The 2,792-nt window shown below is 58.2% G+C and carries 3 protein-coding genes; all 3 read right to left on the bottom strand.

What is annotated here, in order from left to right:
* Positions 1–63: 63 nt before the first annotated feature.
* Positions 64–684 (bottom strand): autoinducer binding domain-containing protein, encoded by a 621-nt coding sequence (locus tag IEX64_RS24005; RefSeq protein WP_229710730.1) that lies wholly within the window; start codon positions 682–684, stop codon positions 64–66.
* Positions 685–965: 281 nt separating this feature from the next.
* A complete protein-coding gene (locus IEX64_RS24000; RefSeq protein ID WP_506330857.1) occupies positions 966–1,133 on the bottom strand; it encodes a helix-turn-helix transcriptional regulator in 168 nt (55 codons plus the stop codon).
* A gap of 915 nt (positions 1,134–2,048) precedes the next feature.
* Complete coding sequence (locus tag IEX64_RS23995; RefSeq protein WP_229710729.1) at positions 2,049–2,717, bottom strand: transposase; 669 nt, start codon at positions 2,715–2,717, stop codon at positions 2,049–2,051.
* Between the last annotated feature and the right edge of the window lie 75 nt (positions 2,718–2,792).

Raw genomic sequence — 2,792 nt, 5'->3', positions numbered from 1 at the left:
CATTCCATTCCTCCTTCGTGGCAAAATCTAAAACAGATTTTGGGCCACTCAGAAGGGGGCAGATCAGTGGGCGATCTGGGTATCCCCCATGCCGGATGCGACCAACCCCACGCAATCGACTTCGCGCGGGCTGAATCGCGGCAGGGACGGCACCGTGCGCTCCAGGCCGAGCCGCATGCGAACCAGCTTGCGCGCGGTCTCGAAACCAAATCCTGCGACAATATGCGTGGCCCCCCGAATGTGCGGCGTCATGGAAACAGGCTGCGAAGTCGCGAAGGAACATGTGCCACGGTATTCCCCCGGCGAATGGACTGGCACAGTGACGCCGTCCTGGAGCCCGAAACTGGCACCTTCCTTGAGGATGGTTCGTTGACGTCTGCTCTGAAACATCTCCGAACCGATGGCATGCCAGGCGTAGGGCGTGTTGCGACCGATGCTGGCGGCATGTACCGGATCGTCGAGATAATAGCGCTCGGTCAGGATGCGCTCGACCCAACCATCGGGGTAGTTTGATATTGCGACTGCCTCGTCGGCGGCGGCAACGAGATCGACATGGCTGACGAACGCGAACTGCTCGAAACCCAGCCTGCGGGTCGTATCCAGCATGAGGTCAAAGAAGTCCGCATCTGACCGCACCTGGCCGAGGCAGAGAAGAAACTCGATAAGCTCTGAACCGATAAACATCCCGCACTTCCCCTGTTGAAGCGCAGGCATTCGGCGTGGCTGGTTAGCAATCCTTCATCGCAATATCGCGGTGCCCCCGCTCAGCCAGGCCATTCGCCTGCAGTCAGCACACGCGGCAGGGCGTAAATTTGGTATCGACGTTCCATCGGAGACGTAGTTTGCATCCGAATTCGCGCCGGGGCCGGATCACGCCAAGCCGCAGTTAGAGAATGACATTTATGTGACGCTGCGATGGGTTACATTTTGGAAATGCCGTCTGCGTTTTGCTCCAGACGTCCGGATTATTTCGCATGGTAGTCCTTGGGCGATTCCATCCATTCCAGGACAGACGACAACCGCCAACCCACAGCTCTGGCGCCTATGGGGATTTGAGGGGGGAAGGTGCCTTCGGCAATCATTCGGTAGATTGCCGCGCGGGAGCGTCCGGTTTTCCTGGTGACATCCCCCATTCGGAGGAATCTGTCTTCGTGCTCGTTCATGCAAACCGATCCTTCATCGGTCTGCCCGCTGCTCCAAATCTGCTGGAAAGGCCGCTCGATGACAAGGCTTTATGAAGAGCCGGAAGCTGGCAAAAGGAGAAGTGCAGTTTCAGCTGCACCCGTTGGCGGTATACGCGCTAGGCCCGGTGGTGGGACCGTCATCGGCTGCTTGGTCTGTGACGTCTGGTATACCTTCCTGCCCAGCCTGCGCTTTAATCTCGGTTGTCCGTTTTTCGATCTCCCCTGATCGTCGCGACCAGCCGGTCTTCGTAATTGATCGGGATATCCATGTTTTGGCCTGGGAATTGCCGGTTGCGGCGACAACGGCGCCGAATTGGGAGTCATCTTCGATGACGATTTTTCTTACCGATCGGGAAGAATGTCCTTCGGCAGGAGGCAATCGGTCATAGTTTTTCCCGATCGGTAAGATGTGCGGATGTGCGGATGTGCGTTGACGGGAATTCCAATGTGGGAGGTCGTTGATGTTTGCCTTCTCCCGTTCGTCTGAGAGCGAATTAGGAAGGAGGGAGGCGGGGCAATCGGTTTGACGTTCAAGGCCGGTTGCGGTTAGAATCCTGCCTGCAATCACAGTCGATAAGTGACTGATTTGCTGACCTGAAATGGAAAGAGGGTCCCAAAGAGGGTCCCAGATCAACACGAATGAGGAAAACGCCCATGTTTCAGCACATTATGGGCGTGGTTTGGCGGACACCCGCTCCGCCACTTCAGTCCCAAGCTGGAGACCCGCAAAAACCGTGTTGCGCAGGGCTTGGGAGCCTGACGACGGAGATGCCGATGCTGCCGGACGCTGTGGCGCCCGCCTTTGGCCTGTTTCCGATGACATTCCGTGCGATTTCATCCGCGCTTCGCGGATTGCAGGCAGAGTCACCCCATGCTTTCCCGGCGTTCGTGGAAGATCAGCCTGTTGAAGTTGTAGGCCAGATTGCAAAGGGTCAACTTCGCTTCGGCACGGGCCAGGCCGATCGTGCGGATGAACAGCCCGAACCGGTTTTTCTGATGGGCGAAGACATGTTCGACATGGGCCCGGACCGAAGACTTGGCGGCATTGGCCCGCGCAGTTGCCTTCGCCATGGGCTTACCCTTGGGTTTGCGCCGATGAATGCGGGACGTGAGCATCCGATCCGACAGCCACTTCTCGTTGCGCCTGGATCGATAGGCACTGTCTGCCCATACCTCGGAACCGGTATTGTCCGTGCTGACGACCTGCCGGAGAAGACGCCCGTCCGCTGCTGACGCCGAAGTCACCGCCATGCCTCGGATGAAGCCGAAGCGTCGGTCGATGCTGATGTGGGATTTGTAGCCGAAAACCGGAAGGGCGATCATGGGGAGCGGCGTTCCATCCGCGCGATACCGGACTTTCCCGCCGACCTTGAGTGTCCAGCGGGCGTCGGTATCCTTCTGGGCTGCCTTGTTCGGCTCGTCCGGCCAGATATCTCTGGCGCTCTTGCCCGAATTGATCGCTTCGCGTTCGCCCTCGGTGTTGCGCTGTCTTGGCGCAGGCACCAGCGAGGCGTCCACGATCTGCCCCGACATTGGAATGTAATACCAAAACCTGTGGAATCTGACTCACTGAGGGTATCGGGTTTGGGGCTGACGTGATTCACCATC

The sequence above is a fragment of the Novosphingobium indicum genome (genome assembly GCF_014645195.1).
Taxonomy (GTDB): Bacteria; Pseudomonadota; Alphaproteobacteria; order Sphingomonadales; family Sphingomonadaceae; genus Novosphingobium; species Novosphingobium indicum.
Note: the sequence above shows the minus strand (reverse complement) of the source record. Positions and strands in the feature narration are given on the sequence as shown.